This is a genomic window from Pseudacidovorax sp. (assembly GCF_017991995.1).
Lineage (GTDB): Bacteria > Pseudomonadota > Gammaproteobacteria > Burkholderiales > Burkholderiaceae_C > Xenophilus.
This window is the reverse complement of record NZ_JAGOPN010000002.1, coordinates 137,677-155,443: the sequence shown is the minus strand read 5'-3', so window position 1 is coordinate 155,443 and position 17,767 is coordinate 137,677. Positions and strand designations below refer to the sequence as shown.

The following is a 17,767-nucleotide window of genomic DNA, read 5'->3' as shown; positions in this document are numbered from 1 at the left end:
GCGCGCGCGCCCGGCGCTGTTGCGCCGGTGACAGCGCGGGCGGCGCGGCATCGACGCGAACGCCCGATGGCCCTGTTGGGCGAACGCGGGCTCAGGCCGGCCGTCCCGCGCCCGCCCAGCGGGCCACGATGCGCGCCGCTTCGGCGATCACGGCCTCGTCCGCCGGCGCATCGGCCTTCGGCCGCGTCGTGTAGATGGCCAGCGCCAGCGGTGCCATGCCCGGTCGCCACACGATGCCGATGTCGCTGGCCGAGCCGTGAGCGCCGGTGCCCGTCTTGTCACCCACGGTCCAGGCCGCCGGCACGCCCGCGCGGATGCGCCGTGCGCCCGTGGTGTTGCCACGCAGCCAGTCGGCCAGTTGCTGGCGCTCGCGCGGCGGCAGGCCCTCGCCCACCACCAGCCGCTGCAGCAGCCGGGCCATGGCCTCGGGCGTGGTGGTGTCGCGCTCGTCGCCCGGAATCGCGCTGTTGAGTGCGGGTTCGATGCGGTCGAGCCGGAAGGCGCTGTCGCCCTGGCTGCGCGCGAAGGCGGTGAGCGCCTGCGGGCCGCCACTCTGGGCCATCAGCAGGTTGGCGGCGCCGTTGTCGCTGTACTGCACCGTGGCGGCGCAGAGTTCGGCCACGGTCATGCCCTCGCCCACATGGCGCTCGGTGACGGGCGAATAGCTGACCAGGTCGGCCTTGGCATAGCGCACGCGGTGGGCCAGCCAGTCCGGCTGCCGACGGCTGCGGTCCAGCATGGACGCCGCCAGCACGGCCTTGAAGCTGCTGCACATGGGAAAGCGTTCGCCCGCACGATGGCCCAGCGTGGCGCCGGAGCCGGTGTCGAGCGCGAACACGCCGAGCCGGTCATCGAAGCCTTCGTCCAGGGCGTTCAGCGCGGCCTGCGCCTCGCGGTCGGCGGGCGCGGCGGCGGTGGCGCATGCTGTCGTGGCCAGCACCAGCGGCGCGGCGGCGAGGGCGGACAGAAGGCGACGGCGCTGCGCGAGTTCAAGAGAAGCAGCCGGGTAGTGGAAGGTCATGGAGATCCTGTGGACAGATGATGGGTGCGGGAAGGCCGCCCACAATGCGGGGCAGGCGGTCAAGGGCAAGGGCAAGGGCGTCGCGACGAGCCCGCATCGTAGGAAGGCCCGCCCCGGCCACCAAGCCCGCGGGGCCGCCCGCGCCGCACTGCTGTCACACCTGTCACATCGCCGTCTTCCCCATGCCATTGCCCTCCATCGACATCGAACTCAGCTCGCCCCAGTCGGTGGGCGGCCGGCCGGCGGCCTATCAATCGCTGTGGCTGCTGGTGCGGCTGCACCATGCGCAGCGAATTGGCGAGGTGGTGGCGGTCGATGCCCTGCGCGGGCAGGTGTCGTCCGCGCGAACCCTGCGCATGGTGGTCAGTCGCGCCTTCCGCGACTTCAAGGCCTGGGGCCTACGCGTGGGCTGGGGCCCGGACGCGGCGCGCGACCCGCGCTTCCTCAATGCCGAGGGCCGCAGCCAGGGTCCCTTCTGGCTGCCTGCCGCCGAGGCGCGGCGCCTGCGTCTGCGCGTCGACGGGCAGGCGGCCCGGCCGGCCGATGTGGCGGCGTTCCTGGGTCTTTCCGCATCGCCGCGGCGCGCTCGTACCAGCGCCGCAGAAGCACAGGCCAGCGCGGTGCAACTGCAGGACGCCCGCTTCTGGCACCAGCTCGCCGCCGCGCAGCAGGCCATGCGGCAGGGCCGCTGGGCCGCTCCGGTGCAAGGCCGGCGCGATGCCAAAGCGCCCACCAGCGCGCTGGCCGCCATGCGCCAGGCGGCCGACCTGGCCCAGGACGACTACCAACGCGCGCTGGTCACGCTCAACGAAGCGCTGCTCTGGCGCCGCCTGGGCGACGACGCACAGGCCCGCAAGCGCCTGGCCGCCCTGCAACGCCAGCGCCTGGCCCGCCAGGTGGCCAGCCACGACTACCTGGGCGCGATGGCCGCCATCGTGGGCGCGTGGTGCAGCTACACCGCCCGCGATCTGCCGCAGGCCCAGGCGCAACTGGCCGCCATGACGCGCGATGCGCAGCAGGCGCCGCTGCTGCGCCACCATCCGCAGGTGCGCTTCGAGTGGAGCAACCTGTGGGCGCTCGCCTGCCGCTCGCGTGCGCTGGGCCTGGCCACCACGGACGCCGCCACCGCCGCACTGCAAGCCGACGAGGCCATGCAGCACTTCGGCCGCGCCCTGGCCGCGGCCTTCGAGTCGCATGCCTTCGATGCCGCACAGCATGTGGCGGCCAACATGGGCATGGCCGTGTGGCTGTTCGACCGCGTGGGCCTGGGCGTGCAGGCGGCGGCGCAGGCACGCGGTGCGCAGGCGCGCCGGCATGCGGTGCAGTGGATCGCGTTCAGCGAATGGCTGTGCAGCCTGGCCGATGGGCAGGGCCGCTCGGCGTGGAATGCCATCTACCTGATGCGCATCGCTCGCGGCGACTGCCAGCCGCGCCCCGGCCTGCCATTGGCCGAGTTCGCGGCCTTGCGACCGCTCACGCCCCGCGCCCTTGCCGAAGAGAGCGCGGAGGACCGCCTCGCGCCCGGCCTGGACGGCCCCGCCATGCGCGGCGGCTGGGCCGGGGTGGCCGCGCAACATCTGGCCGATCACGACGCGGGCCAGCGCCGCTACCCCGGCCTGCAGCTGGCGGGCCTGCTGTTCGAGCAGGCCTGGTTCGCCGCCCATGGCCGCGACCTGGGCACCGCGGCCGCGGCCCTCGCCCGGCTGCGCGCCGTGCTGCCGCAGCTGGTGGCCAGCGACCGCGCCTACTTTCGCGACGTCTGGAACGACGCGCTGCCCGCCGAGCTGCTGGCGCTGGAGCCACCGCCACGGCGTGCCGTCCGACGCGCGGCAATGGGATGATCGGCCGACCCATGCCCTTCGAGGCATCCCCCACCTTCCCCCAGAACCCGACCCCCCATGAGCCCCACCATCCTCTACGCCCTGCTTCTTCTGCTGCATGTGCTCGCCGCCGCCTTCTGGGTGGGTGGCATGGCCACGCTGCACCTCGCCGTGCGGCCGGCCGCGGCCGCGCTGCTGGCCCCGCCGCAGCGACTGCCGCTGATGACCGCCGTGCTGCGCCGCTTCCTGATCGGCGTGGACATCGCGATCGCCACACTGTGGCTCAGCGGCTTCGCGATGCTGGGGCAGATGGGCGGCTTCGCGAACGCCCACTGGCGGGTGCATGCGATGGCGGGGCTGGCGGCGGTGATGACGCTCATCTACATCACCATCCGCGCCAGCGCCTTCCCGGCACTGCGCCGCGCGGTGGCTGCCCACCAGTGGCCCGAGGCCGGCGCGGCGCTCAACCGCATCCGGCTGCGCGTGGCCTTCAACCTGGTGCTGGGTGTGCTGGTCTTCGTCGTCGCGCTGCTGGGTCGCGCTGGATGAGGGCGCATTCGCACGCGCATCCCGCCTGGCACGGCGGGCCGGGTCGGTGAGCGGCACCTTCGTCGCCACCCGCCTGTCGGGCACGCTGCGCGGTATCGTCGCCATGCTGGCCGCCTGTGCCGCCTTCGGCGTGGTGGACGCCATGCTCAAGGTGCTGGGCGGCCACTTCGCGCCGGCCCAGGTGGTGGCGCTGCGGGGCTGGAGTTCGCTGCCCATGATCGCGCTGTACATCCTGTGTCGACGCGAGGGCGGGCAGGTGTTCCACCGCGGCATGCGCTGGCGCCTGCATCTGATGCGTGGCGTGCTCAGCGTGTTGATGCTGGTGCTGTACACCTCCGGTCTGCGCACGATGGGGCTGGGCGAAGCCTACACGCTGAGCTTCGTCGCGCCGCTGCTCATCAGCCTGCTCGCTGTGCCCCTGCTGGGCGAGCGGATTCAGCCACGGCACTGGGTGGCCATCGTGGCGGGCTTCGGCGGCGTGGTGGTGGCGCTGCGGCCGGACGGCGAGGCCTTCCTCACGACCGGCGCCCTGGCCGTGCTGGGCGCCGCCGCCTGCTATGCACTGAGCAATGTGCTGGGCCGTCTGGCCAGCCGTACCGAGCCGAGCAGCGCGCTGGTGTTCTGGACCACCGTCAGCCTGGCCGTGGGCGGCGGCGCACTGGCGCTGCCCGTGTGGACGCCCGTGTCCGCGCAGCATGTGCCGGCCATTGCGACGCTGGCCGTCGCGGGCTTCCTGGCGCAGCTGGCCATTTCGGAGGCCTTCCGCCACGGCCAGGCCGCCGCCGTGGCGCCCTTCGAATACAGCGCCCTGGCCTGGGGCCTGCTGCTGGACTGGCTGATCTGGCGCGCCACGCCCGACGCGTGGACGCTGGCGGGCAGCGCCATCATCATCGCCAGCGGGCTGTACCTGGTGCGGCGCGAGGCGCCGCGGGCGGCCGCCTGATCAGACGACCTGGCTGGACTTCAGCCGGGCGACCTCGTCGGCCGAAAAGCCCAGCTCCGCCAGCACCTCGTCCGTGTGCTGACCCAGGGCCGGAGGCGCGCGGCGCAGCACGGGCGGCGTGGCGGTCAGCCGCAGAGGGCTGGCCACGCCGGTGATGGCGTCGATGCCGTCGCCCGCATCGCGCGGCAGCGTGACGGCCAGACCACGTGAGCGCACCTGTGCATCGCCGAAGGCCTGGCCGATGTCGTTGATGGGGCCGCAGGGCACGGCCTTGTCTTCGAGCAGGGTCACCCATTGCGCCGTGGTGCGGGTGCGGGTGACGGCCTCCATCAGCGCGATCAACTCGGCGCGGTGCTTCACGCGCAGCGTGTTGCTCGCAAAGCGTTCGTCGGCCGCCCATTCGGCATGGCCGGCCGCCTCGCAGAAGCGCGCGAACTGGCCGTTGTTGCCGATGGCCAGCAGCATCGATCCATCCTGTGTCGCGATGTCCTGGTAGGGCGCGAGGCTGGGGTGCGTGTTGCCCTGGCGCTGCGGCGGCTTGCCGGTGTTGAGGAAGGCGGTGGCCTGGTTGGCCAGGATGGCCATGGACACATCCAGCAGCGCCATGTCGATGTGCTGGCCCTCGCCGCTGGCCTCGCGCGCACGCAGCGCGGCCAGGATGGCGGTGGAGGCATAGCAGCCGGTGAACAGGTCGATCAGCGCCACGCCCACCCGCAGCGGACCGCCGCCGGGCTCGGCATCGGGCCGACCGGTGATGCTCATCATGCCGCTCATGGCCTGGATCATCAGGTCGTAGCCGGCGCGCTCGGCATAGGGGCCGTCGTGGCCGAAGCCGGTGACGCTGCAGTACACCAGCCGCGGGTTGAGGGCGCGCAGGCTGGCGTAGTCCAGCCCGTACTGGGCCAGGCCGCCGGTCTTGAAGTTCTCGACCACCACGTCGGCCTCGGCCGCCATGCGGCGCAGGATCTGCTGGCCCTCGGCCGAGGCCATGTCCACCGTCATGCTGCGCTTGTTGCGGTTGCAGGCGGTGAAGTAGGTGGACTGCGTGGTGTCCTGGCCCTCGGCGTCCTTGAGGAAGGGCGGGCCCCAGCTGCGGGTGTCGTCGCCCACGCCGGGCCGCTCGATCTTGACCACGTCCGCCCCGAGGTCCGCGAGGATCTGGGTGCACCAGGGGCCCGCGAGCACGCGGGACAGGTCGAGGACCTTGATGCCGTCAAGCGCGGCGGCTGGGCTGCTGGGCATGCTCAGTTGCTGAATGCTGCAATACCCGTGATCGCGCGGCCGAGGATGAGCGCGTGCACGTCGTGCGTACCCTCGTAGGTGTTGACCACCTCCAGGTTCACCAGGTGGCGCGCCACGCCGAACTCGTCGCTGATGCCGTTGCCGCCCATCATGTCGCGCGCCAGGCGGGCGATGTCCAGCGACTTGCCGCAGTTGTTGCGCTTCATGATCGAGGTGATCTCGACCGCGGCGATGCCCTCGTCCTTCATGCGACCCAGGCGCAGGCTGCCCTGCAGGCCCAGCGTGATCTCGGTCTGCATGTCGGCCAGCTTCTTCTGGATCAGCTGGTTGGCGGCCAGGGGACGGCCGAACTGCTTGCGGTCCAGCACGTACTGGCGGGCGCGGTGGAAGCAGTCCTCCGCGGCGCCGATGGCGCCCCAGCTGATGCCGTAGCGGGCGCTGTTCAGGCAGGTGAAGGGGCCCTTGAGGCCCTGCACCTCGGGGAAGGCGTTCTCCTCGGGCACGAAGACGTCGTCCATGACGATCTCGCCGGTGATGGAGGCGCGCAGGCCCACCTTGCCGTGGATGGCCGGGGCCGACAGGCCCTTCATGCCCTTCTCGAGCACGAAGCCTCGGATCGGGCCGACGGCGCCGCCTTCGCTCACTTCCTTCGCCCAGACGACGAAGACGTCGGCCACCGGCGAGTTGGTGATCCACATCTTGTTGCCCTTGAGGCGATAGCCGCCGTCGGTCTTGTAGGCGCGGGTGGCCATGCTGCCGGGGTCGGAGCCGTGGTCGGGCTCGGTCAGGCCGAAGCAGCCGATGAACTCGCCGCTGGCCAGCTTGGGCAGGTACTTCTGCTTCTGCGCCTCGGTGCCGAATTCGTAGATGGGCACCATCACCAGCGAGGACTGCACGCTGGCCATGGAGCGGTAGCCGGAATCGACGCGCTCCACTTCGCGCGCGATCAGGCCGTAGCAGACGTAGTTGAGGCCGGGGCCGCCGTACTGCTCGGGGATGGTCGGGCCCAGCAGGCCCAGCTCGCCCATCTCACGGAAGATCGACAGGTCGGTCTTCTCGCCGCGGAACATCTCCAGCACGCGCGGCGCCAGCTTGTCCTGGCAGTAGGCATTGGCCGCCTCGCGCACGGCGCGTTCGTCGTCGGTCAGTTGCTGGTCGAGAAGGAAGGGATCGTCCCAGTGGAAGGCGGCTTTGGTGGCCATGGCGTGCGGTCTCCGTGCGCGTGAGCGGCTGCAGGTTGCGGGGGATGCGAGGCATCGTACGCCCGGCGCCAATGGCGGCGCAAACGAGAAATCGGCACCCAGGCATGCGTATTGGGCATATCTGGCGACAATGCGCCGCAGATGGTCCAAGGCGACAGGTGGCCATCAACTATGTAGCGACGGCATACCTTCACCGTTGAACTGGACCATGCGACGCAAGATCCCCTCCACCCAGGCGCTGGCCTGCTTCGAGGCCGCGGCCCGGCACGAGAGCTACACCCGCGCCGCCGAAGAGCTGGCTCTGACGCAGAGCGCCGTCTCGCGCCAGATCGGCGCGCTGGAGGCCTTCATGGGCCTCGCGCTGTTCCGCCGCACCCGCCACGGCGTGCAGCTCACGGCGGCCGGTGCCGACTATGCGCGGCAGATCCGCCGCCAGCTCGACGCCATGGAGCGCGACACCCTCGACGCCATGGCCCGCCAGGGCGCGGGCGGTTCGCTGCAGCTGGCGGCGGTGCCAACGCTGGCCACGCGCTGGCTGATCCCGCGGCTGCCGCTGCTGGCGAAGGCGCATCCGGACATCACCGTCCACATCGAGACGCAGACCAGGCCCTTCCTCTTCAACGACACGCCCTTCGATGCCGCGCTCTACACCGGCACGCCGCAGCAGGCCGCGACCTGGGCCGGCACGCGCCACACGCTGCTGCGGCACGAGGAGGTGGTGCCGGTGTGCTGTCCCGCGCTGATGGACGGCCGCGCCGCCCTCACGCCCGCGCAGGTGGCGCGCCTGCCGCTGCTGCAGCAGAGCACCCGGCCCGACGGCTGGCGGCAGTGGTTCGAGGCGCAGGGCGTGGACAACCCGCGCGGCGGCGCCGGGCCGCGCTACGAGCTCTTCTCGATGCTGGCGGTGGCGGCAGCGCACGGGCTGGGCATCGCGCTGCTGCCGCCGCTGCTGATCGAAGCCGAACTGGCCCGCGGCGAACTGGCCATCGCCTGCCCGCGTCCGCTGCGCGGCGAACGCAGCCACTACCTGGTGGAGCCGGCGGTGGACGATGCGCGGCCGGCGCTGGCCTTGTTCCGGCAGTGGCTGGTGGCGCAGGCGGCAGGCTGAGAGGCAGGCTGCGATCGCTCAGCCGTCCACGCGCCCGCGCAGGAAGTCGCTGAGCGCCGAGGCCGCCTCACCCATGCCCGACTGTGGCTGCAGGAGGCCGATGGGCTCGATGGCGGCCATGTCGGCCAGCGGCAGCTCGCGCAGCTCACCGGTGGCCAGCCAGGGCCGCGCCAGGTTCAACGGCAGCAGTGCCAGCAGCGGCTGGTGGCGCAACAGCCAGCCCATGAGCGGCAGCGAGCGGGTGCTGACCGGATAGATCGGCGGCGTGCGGCCGAAGCGCTCGCACAGCGCGTCGAAATGCCCCCGCGCGGCCACGCCGGCAGGCAGCAGCAGCCAGGGATGGGCCGCGAGCGCTGCCCAGGCCTGGTCGGCCGGCAGACCGGCCGCGGGTGAGCCGCCAGGGACGGCGGGATCGGCCAGCAGCGGATGGTCCGCGCGGCAGACCACGGCAAAGCGGTCCTTGCGCAACGCATGGAATTCCCAGCCCTGCGGCATGGCCCCCGGCCGGCGGCAGACCACCAGATCGACCTCGGCACGGGCGATGGCCAGCAACTGGTCCTCGCCCTCGGCCTCGGCCAGCTGCACCCGGATGGCCGGCTGCGCCTGCGCGAACGCGGGCAGCGCATCCACCAGCACGCCGTGGATGGCGGAGACCGACGCGAGCACCCGCACGAAGCCCAGGCCCTGGCGCCGCCGCGCATCCACCGCGCCCGCCACGTCGGCCATGCCCAGCATCAGCTGACGGGCCACGGGCAGCAGGTCGGTGCAGGCGGGCGTGGGCCGCACGCCGCGGGCGTGGCGCTCGAACAGGCGCACGTCGAGAAGCCGTTCCAGATAAGCCAGCGTCTGGGTGACGGCGGACTGCGTCATGCCGATGGCATCGGCCGTGCGCTGCACGCTGCCCAGTTCGGCCAGCTGGAGCAACACCTGCACATGGCGGAACTTGCCGCGGGAAAGCAGGCGATTGAGCAGGGTGGAAGCCGGAGGTGGAGGGGTCATGCCATCGCAAAGTCTAATGACCAGCCACCCGATTTAATTGGTCACTGATCGCTGGGACGATGAAGATGCCGGCTCGATCCGCAGACACACGAGCGCGTTCACGCGCCATCCCAGGAGACATGACCATGCATTCCTTCGATCGCCGGCGCGCGCTCGCCACGCTGGGCGCCCTGCTCGCCACGGCCACCACGGCGCAGGCCCAGGGCAGCGCCGACTGGCCCAGCCGCCCCATCCGCATCATCGTGCCGGCCCCGGCCGGGGGCCCCTATGACCGCACCATCCGACCGCTGGCCCAGCACATGAGCCAGGTGCTGAAGCAGCCGGTGGTGATCGACAACAAGACCAGTGCCGGCAACATCGTCGGCACGCAGATGGCCGCCGCGGCGCCGCCGGACGGCTACACGCTGGTGGCCACCGGCATGCTCAACACCATCGCCCAGTCCATGTACGACGGCATCGGCTTCGACATCGTGCGCGACTTCGAGCACATCGGCACCATCGGCGAAGGTGCGCAGTGGCTGGTGGTGCGGCCCGACGCCGGCGTCAAGGACTTCGCCGACCTCCTGCAGCAGGCCAGGCGCGAGCCCGGCAAGTTCGACTACGCCAGCTCGGGTGCCGGCAGCACCGGCCACCTGGTGATGGAGCAGTTGCAGCGCGCCACGGGCGTGAAGCTGACGCATGTGCCCTACAAGGGCGGCGCACCCGCCCTGCAGGACGTGCTGGCGGGCGTGGTGCCGCTGACCGTGATTCCGTTGAACAGCGCGCTGGCTCCGGTGCAGGCGGGCAAGCTCAAGGTGCTGGCGGTCTCCAGCGCGCAGCGCAGCCCGCTGGCGCCGCAGGTGCCCACCTTCGCCGAACTGGGTTATCCGCAGCTGACGATCAGCGCCTGGATCGGTCTGTCCGCGCCCAAGGGCACGCCCGCGCCGATCGTGCGCCGGTTGCATGCCGCACTCGCGGCCGCGCAGGCCGACCCGACAACACGCAAGCAGCTGGAGTTCGAGGGCATGACCGCGCTGTCCACCACGCCGGAACAGTACGCGCAGCTGGTGCGCAGCGATACCGAACGCTGGGGCCAGCTGGTCCGCAGCCTGAACCTCAAGGCCAACTGAGCCTCCTCCCTTCGCCTTTCCGACCATGCCCTTCGTCACTTCCCACGGCCGCGCCATCTACTACGAACGCCAGGGCGACGGCCCGGCCATGCTGTTCTGCCATGGCGCCGGCTCCAATGCCGCCACCTGGTGGCAACAGCTGCCCGCGTTCGCGTCCCGCTACAGCTGCCTGACGATGGACATCCGCTGCTTCGGCCGCTCGGCCGCGCCGCTGGCGGAATTCGACCTTGGGCTGTTCGTGGACGACGTGATCGCCATCCTCGACCACGAGGGCATCGACCGTGTGAGGCTGGTGGGCCAGTCGCTCGGCGGCATGATCGGGCTGAAGCTCGCCCTCTCGCATCCCGGGCGGGTGGCAGCCTTCGCGGCCTGCGACACGTCGATGGCGGTGGACCATCCCGTGCTGCTGGACATCCTGGCCACGCGCCAGCTGTCGCAGAAGGCGGTGAGCATCGAGCAGCGTTCGCTGGGCCGCTGGTTCCTGGACCATGAGCCGGAAAAGGCCGCGCTCTACGCGCAGATCAACCACTTCAACCCCAGCGCCCATTCGATTCCCGCCGCCGACTGGGGTGCGGCGCTGCAGGGTCTGATGGCGCCGGACCGGCTGATTCCGCTGGCGGCGCTGGACGCGTTGGCCTGCCCCACGCTCTTCCTGGTGGGCGACCAGGATCCGATCGTGCCGGTGGCCGTGGCCCGCGAATTCCACGAACGGGTGGCCGGCAGCGAACTGGTGGTGGTGGCCGATGCGGGGCACTCGGCCTACTTCGAACAGCCGCGGGCGTTCAACGCGGCGGTGCTGGACTTCCTGGCGCGGCGCGCAGCCTGAGCGTCCGGCGTTCGCTTTCAGCCCACGGTCTGCGGGCCATCCGCATGCCGCAACCGAAGCAATAGCCGAAGTCGCGAGCCGCAGCGCAGACGCGCGCTCAGCCGCCCGCCGAGAGTTCGACGGCGCGCCGGTGCGCCGCCTCGGCCGCCTTCTTCACCAGCACCCGCAGCGCCTCGCCCTCTTCGAACACGGCGATGGCCGCGGCCGTGGTGCCGTTGGGCGAAGTGACGGCTCGGCGCAATGCCGCGAAGTCGGCATCCGGCTGGTGCTGCAGCGCGGCGGCGCCCCAGGCCGTGTCGGCCGCCAGGGCACGGGCCAGTTCGGGCGACAGGCCGAGCGCCAAGCCGGCCTGCGCCAGCGCCTCGCTGAACAGGTGATAGTAGGCCGGACCGCTGCCGCTGATGGCGGTGACGAGGTCGATGTGCGATTCCTGGTCCACCCAATGCGCGCTGCCCACGGTGGCGAACAGGGCGCCGACCTGCTCGCGCCGGGCCTCGTCCACGCCGGGCGCGGCGTAAAGGCCGGTGCAACCGGCGCGCAGCATGGCCGGTGTGTTGGGCATGACGCGGATGACCGGCGTGCCCAGGGGCAGGGCTGCTTCGAGCGTGGCGACGGTGACACCGGCGGCCACGCTCACCACCACGGCCTGGGCCAGCCAGTCGGCGGGCAGGGCGCGCAAGGCGTCGGCCGCCATGGCCGGCTTGACGGCCACGACCACCAGGTCGACACCGCCCGCCGCATCGCCCGCCGATTGCAGCGACTGCACGCTGGCATGCCGGCCGGGTACCGGCGCAGCGCCTTCAGGCAGAGGCGCGGGATCGATGGCCAGCAGGGTCTGGACGCGACCGCTGTCGCGCCAGGCCTCGCCGAGGGCGCGGCCCATGTTGCCGTAGCCGAGGAACAGGACTTTCATGAGGGGTGCCGTGAGAAGGAGGGGAGGAAAGGGGTCGGTCGGCATTGTCGTGCGCCCCGCGCCTGCCGCTTCCTGCCGCCGGCCCCGCCGGCTGCTCACCGAGGCCTTGCCCACAACGAAAAAGCCGGCACGCTTTCACGTGCCGGCTGCAGTCAGGCGCCTCCCAGGCCCCATCCCGGACCTCTTTCACAGGCGGTGCCCGCCTGAGGGGACGAAGACGAACCCGGTGTCAGGCCCGGTCCGCCTCCATCCCGTTCTGCCGGGGGTTCGCCACGCACGGCCGATCCCTCAGGAATCGCACGGCGTGGCGTGGCGGCCTGATTACAGGCCGGCCTTGCGGTAGACGGACAGGCTGCCCTGGGTGTACTGGGCCGGGATGGTGCTGTTCACGAAGGCCTTGGAGTCCAGGTTCCAGGTCGGGCTGTGGGCAGCGGCGACGGCTTCGGCCTGCACGGCGGCACGGCTGCGGGGAGCGGCCGGGGCCACGGCGACCTGCTGGCCGACGTATTCCAGGTTCTGCTCGGCGCGAGCGGCCTGCACAGCCTGGGCGTTCACTTCGGCGCGGCTGAAGGCCGACACGGGGGCGACGACGCCTTGGTATTCCTCGGCGCTGGCGCCGGCAACGGCGGCGAACGACAGGGCGGCAAGGGCGATGATCTTCGAGGTCTTGGTCATGATTTTTCTCCTAAGCAGAGCGTTGAACAGAGCGGGCGGGGCACCTGCCCCACCGGCTTCGGGTCTGCGTTCAATCGCTGGCCCGTGAGATGAATTGTGGACCGTTGAGCTAGGGAAAACCCTGGTCGTTGCCGAACGTGCTGTTCACGATCAGGAAACAATGAGGCCAGGCAGCCTGTGGGATTGTTCCTACGTCGCCGCGCCTGGCGCGGGGGGCGGCCCCCAGCCGTGGCATTCAGTCAGCGCGCGGGCGGGGAGGGCGGCAGGTTGCCCGGCCAGGGGTAGCGCGCCTGCGTCACGTTGCGCAGCAGGGCCTCTCGCTGGCCGCGGCTGATGCCGCGGATGCCCTCGGCCACCCACTGCACGCGCTGCGGGTCCAGGCTGCCCTCACGCTGCCAGCGCTCGGCGGCGGCGCTGGGCGCATGCAGCATGGCCGCCAGCCAGACCGCCTGCGCCGGCTCCAGCCGCGCCGCCGGGCGGCCGAAATAGAAGCGCGCTGCCGCCTCGGCGCCGCAGACCCGGCCCCAGGGCGCATGGTCCAGGTACAGCTGCAGGATGCGCGCCTTGCCCAGCTGCTGCTCCATGTCCACCGCGTAGAGCAATTCGCGCAGCTTGCGCTGCAGGCTGCGCTCGCTGCCGGTCACCAGCACCTTGGCCAACTGCTGGGTGAGCGTGCTGCCGCCGCGCTCGACCGCACCCTTGTGCTGGTTGCGGTCGAAGGCGGCCTGCAGCTCGATCAGGTCGAAGCCGGGATGCTGGAAGAAGCGCTGGTCCTCCGCCGCGATCACCGCGCGGGCCAGCCAGCTGTCGGCCTTGAGCTGGGCGGAAGGCCCGCACTGGCTGCGCGCATTCAGCAGCGCCTCGGTGCCCAGGCCCTCCACGGTGAAGCCGCTGATGCGCGGCTGCAGCCCCAGCGTGCCCGAGGGCAGCTGCACTTGCAGGCGGCCCGACGCCGTGCCGCCGATGCGGGCGCGCTCCAGCTCGGGCAGGCCCGTGGCCAGCACGGCATACCAGCGCGCGATGGGTGCCTCGTCGAAGCTGGCATCGATGTGCAGGTCACGCTGCGTGAGCCGGCCCTGCCAGCGGCCGTGCAGGCTTTCGGTACTCGCGCTGGCTGGCACCGCGTCGAGCTCGCCGCGCAGCACATCCACGTCGCGCCGTGCTGTCAGGCGCAGCTCGGTCAGCTGAAGCGGCTGCGAGCCCATCGCCGCGAGCCCGAGGCGACAGGGCGCGCAGCGCAGGCCGAGTTGCGTACGCGGGGCGTCCCAGTGCAGGTCGATGGGGCCCTGGGCCGTCTGCAGCCGGCGGCCGTCCAGTCGCGGCGCGATCCAGGACGAGGTGGCCAGCCGCAGCACCGTGGGCACGCCCACCGGCACCGTGAAGGGACCGACGCGCCAGTCCACCGCCCATTCGTCCTTGGCCGGCGCGAGCGCGATGCGCACCACCGCCACGGCCGCCACCGCTGCCGTCAGCAGCAGGGCCAGCAGGCCCCACAGCAGCAAACGCAGCCCCTTGTTCACATCGCGTCCCGTTGTCTGTCGTGTCGTTCATGGCGGCGAGACCACGGTCACCGCCGTCCAGGGACCGGCGGCGCTCGTGCGCCAGCTGGCCCAGTACCAGGCGGAAGTGTCGGTGAAAGATCGGCCGGCGGCATCCTCAATGCGCTCGCACACGCGCTGGGTGCTGCTCCCCGCGCGCTCGGCGTGGAAGCAGCGCCACAGCCGGCCGCGCGCATCGTGTTCGAGCCGGGCCTGGAGGATGCGGTAGCCCAGCGCGCGCCAGCAGTCCTCGGCCGGATGCAACAGGCGCGTGGGACGCTCGACCTGCCGCATCACCAGCACCTGCCGGCCGTCGGTGAAGCGGGCGATGTGGCCGGGAAAGTGGCGGACGAAGCGGGCTTCCACCTCGCCCAGCGCCTGCGGCCTCAACGGCACGCCGCCCCAGGTGGCGGGCCATTCGGGCGAGGCGGCATGGGACGAAGACGGCACGACACCGTCCTGCGCCAGCGGCCAGAGGCTGGCCACCAGGCTCACCACCAGCACGAGCGCGAACGCCAGCTTGTGCAGCACCCGGTGCGCGAAGTGGTTGCGCCATGGCGAAGGCGCGAAGACATCAGGCCAGCGCATGGCGATCCTTTCCGAGGGCAAGGCCCTGCGGTGCCGCGCGCAGCATCCGCCGCCCGATGGCACCGCACACCACGGCGAGCAGCGCCAGCCCCAGCGCCTGGTGCAGCAGCGGCCCGGGCGCATGGCCGGCGCCCTCCAGGCCCACCAGCAGGGCATTGCGCAGCACATTGCCGCCGAGCACCACCAGTCCGACCACGGGCAGCCGGCGCAGGAAGGCGCGGTCGTCCATCCGCGTCATGAACAGCGCCACCACGCAGGCGGTGAAGTAGCCCATCCACACCATCTGCACGCCGGAGCAGGGCGCATCCACGATCACCAGCCGGCCATCGACCCACAGGCTGCTGCCGGCACGCTCGACGACGAAGAACGGCGCCAGCAGCCAGCGCGCCGCCTCGGCCGTGACCAGCCGCAGCGGATAGCCCGCATAGAACTGCAGCGAGGACAGCAGGGGCAGGGCGAGCACCGCCAGGCCCAGCACCGGCAGGGCAGGCTGCCCATTGGGCAGAAAGGCGAGCAGCACGCAGGCCAGGGCCAGCACGGCCAGCAGGCCGGTGGCCAGCGGCGGCAGCGCAACGCCGGCCCGCAGCAGCGAAGAGGCCAGCACGCCGAACGCCGCCACGGACAGCAGCCCCAGCCGCGGCGAGGCACGCAGCGACCGCCGACCCTGCCAGGCGAACAGGCCCAGCGCACCCAGTGCCAGCAGGCCCAGCGGATCGTCCGAACGGTCCAGCATGCGGGCGCCCATCCAGCCCCAGGTGGGCCAGAGCACCAGGGCGGTGGCCAGCAGCCACAGCACAGGCGGCAGGCGGTCGAGACGGATCGCCGCCTCCAGGCTGCGGGGATGGCGGCCCGCCCAATCGACGAGGTTCATTGGCGTTGCTCCCTCGATCAGGCGGTCATGCGCCGCGCGTCGTGCCGACGCAGCCGGCGGCGCAGCATGGCGAGCATGCCCAGCGCCACGGCCACGGCACCCAGCGTCTCGGGCTCGGGCGTGGCGGGCACCGGCATGCCCAGCGCGAGTTCGCTCACGCCTTCGGGCAAGGGTTGCGGCTGGTCGACCGTCGTGCCGGCATCGCCCGTGCCGCGCACCACCTGGTCGACGGCGATGAAGCTGGTGTAGGCGGTGAGCAGGCTGTACTTGAGCCCCAGCGCGGTGATGGCGTCGCGCTGCTGGCCGCTGCCTTCCAGGCCCTCCTGGTCGTCCAGCGCCGCGATGCGGTCGCGGGCCCACAGGGCGCGCAAGGCCGTGGCCTGAGGGGCCAGGCTGCCTGCGTCCACCGGCAGCACCTGGCGCCACGGGCCTTCGGCGCTGCGGCCTTCCACCACCAGCTGGCCGCGCGGCGTGCCGCGCCACTTGCCGAACAGCACCACGGGCCGCTCGCCCAGCACGTCGGGCAGCCGGGCCGGTTCCACGTCGTACACCTCCAGGCCGTCGAAGCGCGCCTTCAGGCCGGTGAGCACCGGCGACTCCACCATGCGGCGAAAGCGTGCTGCCTGTTCGGGCGCCTGCCGTTCATCGGTGATGACGAAGGGCTCGCCACGGCCAGCCCGGGCCAGGCCCTCGATCAGGTGCCGGTTGACCGAGGCGCCGATGCCGAAGGCGAACAGGTTGGCCTGGTCCAGGTGCTCGCGCACCAGCGTGAAGGCCTCGCGTTCCACCGTGACGTAGCCGTCGGTCACCACCACGATGCTGCGCGAGACACCCTCGGCCTTGGGCTGGGCATAGGCCTGGCGCAAGACCGGGATCAGCTCGGTGCTGCCGCCGCCCTGGATGTCGGTGAGCGTCCTGAGCGCCCGCTCGATGTTGGGCCGTGTCGCCGGCACCGGCCTGGGCGACAGCATGCGGTTGCTGCCGGCGAACAGCATCACGTTGAAGGTGTCGCTGGGCCGCAGGCCACCGATCAGCCGCTCGAGCAGGACGCGCGCCGTGTCCAGCGGAAAGCCGTGCATGGAGCCGGAGATGTCCACCACGAAGAGGTAGTCGCGCGGCACGATGCGCTCGGCGGCCACGGCGCGCGGCGGCTCGACCATCGCGAGGAAGAAGTTCTCCGCATCCGGCCCGCTGCCCGGATAGAGCATCAGGCCCGACTGGATGCGCTCACCGGCGAGGGCGAAGTCGAGCACGAAGTCGCGGTTGGCCAGCGGCCGGCCATCCTCGCGCAAGGTGAGGGCGGCATGCCGGTCGTCGGGCCTGGGTTGGATGGCCAGCGCATGGCTGGACGAACGGATGTCCGCCAGCGGCAGCGGCGCATCGAGGCTCAGCTTGAGCGAGAAGGCCGCGGCACTGGCCGTGCCGGCGGGCAGCGTGGGCTGGGCGCTCCACGGTCCCCCGCCACCACCGGTGCCCACGTAGCGCGGGCCCACCACGGTGGGGTAGACGAACTGGTAGCGGCCCGACTGCGGCAGCAGCAGCTCGGTGTAGCGCAGTTCCACACGCACCTCGTCGCCCGGCCGGATGTTGGCCACGTTCATCTGGAAGACGTTGGGCCGCTCGGCCTCGAGCAGCGCAGCCGTCTGGCCGGCCTGCTTCGCTTCCTGGTATTCCAGCCGCGCCTGCTGCTTCTCGCGGATCTGCGCGGTGATCAGCCGGTCGGCGATGCGCACGTTCATTCCACCGACGGCGGCGCGCGTGGAGCCGGGAAAGACGTAGCGCGCCTCCAGCGTGCGCTCGCCTTCGTTGCGGTAGGTCTGCGTCACCCGCACGTCGGCGATGACACCGGCGATGCGCACGTCGACGTCGGTGCGCTTGAGGGGCAGGCGGTCGGTGCCGGGGGTGTCGCTTTGCACCACCAGATAGGGACTCGCGGTGGCATCGTTGCCAGCCTCCTGTGCAAGGACAGGCCGGCACACCAGCAACGCAAAGGCGGCCAGCGCCATCAGCGCCGTGAACGCCCACAGGCCGCAGCCGCGGGCTTCGGGACTGCGCCGGGGGCGCCAGGACAAGTTCGGATTCATGGTCGGTTCCTTCCTCGGTGTGTGCGATGGGAAGGACTGTCCGCGCGGCATCCGAAGCCAGAAGGAAGGGCCGATGAAGCCCCACGCGCCATGTGAAGCCTGTGTGAAGTCCGTGTGCAGCGCCCTTCAGCCTCCTTTCAAGATCCGCGGCGACGATGGCCCTGCCGACGGCGTGGCACCCGCCGCACCGAGAATGCTGCCGCCGTCCGACAGCGTGGCTGCCGTGACAGCGCGAGGCTTGCGCGCCTGCCGGCGTGCAGGCAACGCCTTGTTACGGCG

At 71.7% G+C, this 17,767-nt stretch carries 16 protein-coding genes; 6 read left to right on the top strand and 10 right to left on the bottom strand.

Annotated features, from left to right (window positions below):
• Positions 1–91: 91 nt before the first annotated feature.
• Complete coding sequence (gene bla, locus KBC94_RS03130; protein ID WP_294366233.1) at positions 92–1,021, bottom strand: class A beta-lactamase; 930 nt, start codon at positions 1,019–1,021, stop codon at positions 92–94.
• A 182-nt stretch (positions 1,022–1,203) separates the two neighbouring features.
• Here bla and KBC94_RS03125 point away from each other — a divergent pair, with 182 nt between their 5' ends.
• From KBC94_RS03125 to KBC94_RS03115, 3 genes are read left to right on the top strand one after another with little or no spacing between them, the layout of a single operon-like run.
• Positions 1,204–2,862 (top strand): hypothetical protein, encoded by a 1,659-nt coding sequence (locus tag KBC94_RS03125; protein WP_294366231.1) that lies wholly within the window; start codon positions 1,204–1,206, stop codon positions 2,860–2,862.
• 57 nt (positions 2,863–2,919) lie between these two features.
• On the top strand, positions 2,920–3,390 hold the full coding sequence (locus KBC94_RS03120; RefSeq protein ID WP_294366228.1) for a CopD family protein: 471 nt from the start codon (positions 2,920–2,922) through the stop codon (positions 3,388–3,390).
• A 46-nt stretch (positions 3,391–3,436) separates the two neighbouring features.
• Positions 3,437–4,333 (top strand): DMT family transporter, encoded by an 897-nt coding sequence (locus KBC94_RS03115; protein WP_294366226.1) that lies wholly within the window; start codon positions 3,437–3,439, stop codon positions 4,331–4,333.
• On the opposite strand, the gene KBC94_RS03110 is transcribed toward KBC94_RS03115, so the two are convergent.
• Entirely contained in the window at positions 4,334–5,575 is a 1,242-nt protein-coding gene (locus KBC94_RS03110; RefSeq protein WP_294366224.1) for a CaiB/BaiF CoA-transferase family protein, read from the bottom strand.
• Positions 5,576–5,577: 2 nt separating this feature from the next.
• Positions 5,578–6,777 (bottom strand): acyl-CoA dehydrogenase, encoded by a 1,200-nt coding sequence (locus KBC94_RS03105; protein WP_294366222.1) that lies wholly within the window; start codon positions 6,775–6,777, stop codon positions 5,578–5,580.
• A gap of 208 nt (positions 6,778–6,985) precedes the next feature.
• On the opposite strand from KBC94_RS03105, the gene KBC94_RS03100 reads away from it, so the two are divergent.
• Complete coding sequence (locus KBC94_RS03100; RefSeq protein WP_294366221.1) at positions 6,986–7,885, top strand: LysR substrate-binding domain-containing protein; 900 nt, start codon at positions 6,986–6,988, stop codon at positions 7,883–7,885.
• A gap of 18 nt (positions 7,886–7,903) precedes the next feature.
• On the opposite strand, the gene KBC94_RS03095 is transcribed toward KBC94_RS03100, so the two are convergent.
• Positions 7,904–8,884 (bottom strand): LysR family transcriptional regulator, encoded by a 981-nt coding sequence (locus KBC94_RS03095; protein WP_294366219.1) that lies wholly within the window; start codon positions 8,882–8,884, stop codon positions 7,904–7,906.
• Positions 8,885–9,009: 125 nt separating this feature from the next.
• Between KBC94_RS03095 and KBC94_RS03090 the strand changes: the two genes are divergently transcribed.
• Both KBC94_RS03090 and KBC94_RS03085 read left to right on the top strand, forming a co-directional pair.
• Positions 9,010–9,993 carry a tripartite tricarboxylate transporter substrate binding protein gene (locus tag KBC94_RS03090; RefSeq protein ID WP_294366216.1) on the top strand — a complete coding sequence of 328 codons (984 nt, stop codon included), beginning with the start codon at positions 9,010–9,012 and terminating at the stop codon, positions 9,991–9,993.
• Positions 9,994–10,018: 25 nt separating this feature from the next.
• Positions 10,019–10,819 (top strand): alpha/beta fold hydrolase, encoded by an 801-nt coding sequence (locus KBC94_RS03085; protein WP_294366214.1) that lies wholly within the window; start codon positions 10,019–10,021, stop codon positions 10,817–10,819.
• Between the two features lie 97 nt (positions 10,820–10,916).
• Here the strand turns inward: KBC94_RS03085 and proC are convergent, their stop codons facing one another.
• The 6 genes from proC to KBC94_RS03055 all read right to left on the bottom strand — a co-directional run bounded on the left by proC (position 10,917) and on the right by KBC94_RS03055 (position 17,488).
• Positions 10,917–11,732, bottom strand: coding sequence for a pyrroline-5-carboxylate reductase (gene proC, locus KBC94_RS03080; protein WP_294366212.1), 816 nt, complete (start codon positions 11,730–11,732; stop codon positions 10,917–10,919).
• A 321-nt stretch (positions 11,733–12,053) separates the two neighbouring features.
• Complete coding sequence (locus KBC94_RS03075; RefSeq protein ID WP_294366209.1) at positions 12,054–12,407, bottom strand: alpha/beta hydrolase; 354 nt, start codon at positions 12,405–12,407, stop codon at positions 12,054–12,056.
• Between the two features lie 239 nt (positions 12,408–12,646).
• A complete protein-coding gene (locus KBC94_RS03070) occupies positions 12,647–13,927 on the bottom strand; it encodes a biosynthetic peptidoglycan transglycosylase (protein WP_294366208.1) in 1,281 nt (426 codons plus the stop codon).
• A 27-nt stretch (positions 13,928–13,954) separates the two neighbouring features.
• Complete coding sequence (locus tag KBC94_RS03065) at positions 13,955–14,533, bottom strand: hypothetical protein (RefSeq protein ID WP_294366206.1); 579 nt, start codon at positions 14,531–14,533, stop codon at positions 13,955–13,957.
• Positions 14,520–15,404 (bottom strand): exosortase Q, encoded by an 885-nt coding sequence (xrtQ, locus tag KBC94_RS03060; RefSeq protein ID WP_294366204.1) that lies wholly within the window; start codon positions 15,402–15,404, stop codon positions 14,520–14,522. The genes KBC94_RS03065 and xrtQ overlap by 14 nt, the downstream gene beginning before the upstream one ends.
• Positions 15,405–15,421: 17 nt before the next feature.
• The gene (locus KBC94_RS03055; protein WP_294366202.1) at positions 15,422–17,488 is read right to left on the bottom strand and encodes a VIT and VWA domain-containing protein; all 2,067 of its coding nucleotides are present in this window, start codon (positions 17,486–17,488) and stop codon (positions 15,422–15,424) included.
• Positions 17,489–17,767 lie beyond the last annotated feature (279 nt).